Consider the following 1,766-nt stretch of genomic DNA (forward strand, 5'->3'; position numbering starts at 1 on the left):
AAAGCGGCGGACGGAACAACGCAGGACTACAAGGTGACTGTAAAAGTGGCAAGCGGAGCCGAATTCCAATCCTATTCTCTGAAAGAGAAAGACGGAAGCGACTATTATACCGGAACCATTGACAAAGAAAACCACATCATTCAGGTAAAGGTGCCATATGGCACGGATGTAACACAATTGATTGCGAAATTTGCGACAGTTGAGGATGCACCTGTAACAATTGGAACAACTGTACAGGATAGTAATCATACAGAAAATGATTTTACCGGTCCGATTTTTTATACTGTGACTGCTGCGGATGGGACAAAGCAAAAGTATAAGGTGACTGTCACAGTGACGGGCGAAACCAGCTTCCAGTCCTATTCTCTCACGGATGAAAACGGGAACACTTATGACGGTACCATTGACGATGACAACGGAACGATTGCGGTCACAGTTGCAAAGGACACGAACGTCAAAAAACTGACGGCGGAATTCACTACCTCCGCGGCGGTAACCGTGGAAGTGAAAGGCACCGAGCAGGTCAGCGGAGAAACGGTAAACGATTTTACCAATCCCGTAACCTACACGGTAACGGCAAAGAGCGGTTCCACACAGAATTACAAGGTAACCGTTACCATTCACTCTGATCAAAAGGACGATGATGATAAGGAATCCTCCCACCATCACAACCATTCGTCCGACTCTTCTCCAAAGCCGAAGAAGCCGGAAACGAAAACGACGGTCGATTCCGAAAAAAACACCGCTTCTGTTGCCGCGGTTGCAAGTGATGTAACACAAAACGGAAACGTGGCGGAAATTCAGGTTCTTGTCCCAACCATAACCTCTGATTCTTCAAACGGCAAAACAGCGCTGGATTTGTCGAAAGACGCTGCTGTTACGATCGAACTGCCAAAGAACGATATCATTCAACAGATCAATGCAGGCAAATCCGCAAACGTGTCGCTCACCCTTCCCTCCGAAGCAAAAAACGACGGATCTTCAAACCTTGCGGTTTCCATCCCTATCGCGAAGGAAATTCTGGAAGCTGCAAAAGAGGGCACAAAGGATTTGACGCTAAAGGTACAGTATGCGGATCAGCAGCAGGCTTCCTATACCTGGGCTTTCAAAGGGGAAGACCTTGCAAAATCCGGCACGCCGCTTTCCGATGTGGACATGCAAACGAGTATTCTTCCCGCAGCCAAAGTTTCGGCAGTCAATCGCCTGACAAACGGCGTTCAGGGCCTTGTCGTCGAATTTGCTCAGGATGGTGCCCTGCCGGCTCCCGCAGCCATAGGATTTTCCGCGCAGGATCAAGGACTTGCGGCAAATCAGAGCATGGATGTTTATCAGCTTGACTCCCTTAGTGGGCAGCTGATTCCAACGGGCAAAAAGGTTGCAGTTGACGCGTTTGGCAACACCAGCCTTTCGGTCGACAATTGTGAGGACTATGTCCTGCTGCCGGACAGCGTCAGAACCATCACGCTGGACACGCGAGTTTATACCATGAATGTCGGCGACAGCTACGAAACAGGTGTAACTCTGTTGAACGCACCTGCGGGATCACGGCTGAAAGCCTATTCCTCCACCGACGGCGTCATTGCCGCAACGGTACTGCCAAACGGGGATGTAAAAGCAATCGGGTTAAAGCCTGGCCTTACCTATGCAATGATTGATGTGTACGACTCCAAAAATCATTTCCTGACTCATGCGTCCGTTCGCATTATCGTAAAAGGAGAAACGACAAAGCCTTACGGCAATTCCTGGCGCCAGTTTGGAATCTTTTA

General features: G+C 49.2%; 1 protein-coding gene. It reads left to right on the top strand.

The window, feature by feature from the left end:
* Nucleotides 1-1,766, top strand: a 1,766-nt coding sequence (locus ACLQ3M_RS06150; RefSeq protein ID WP_411676820.1) for a hypothetical protein, incomplete at both ends; no start/stop codon positions are given.

The sequence above is a fragment of the Caproicibacter sp. genome, assembly GCF_046707225.1.
Classification (GTDB): Bacteria; Bacillota; Clostridia; order Oscillospirales; family Acutalibacteraceae; genus Caproicibacter.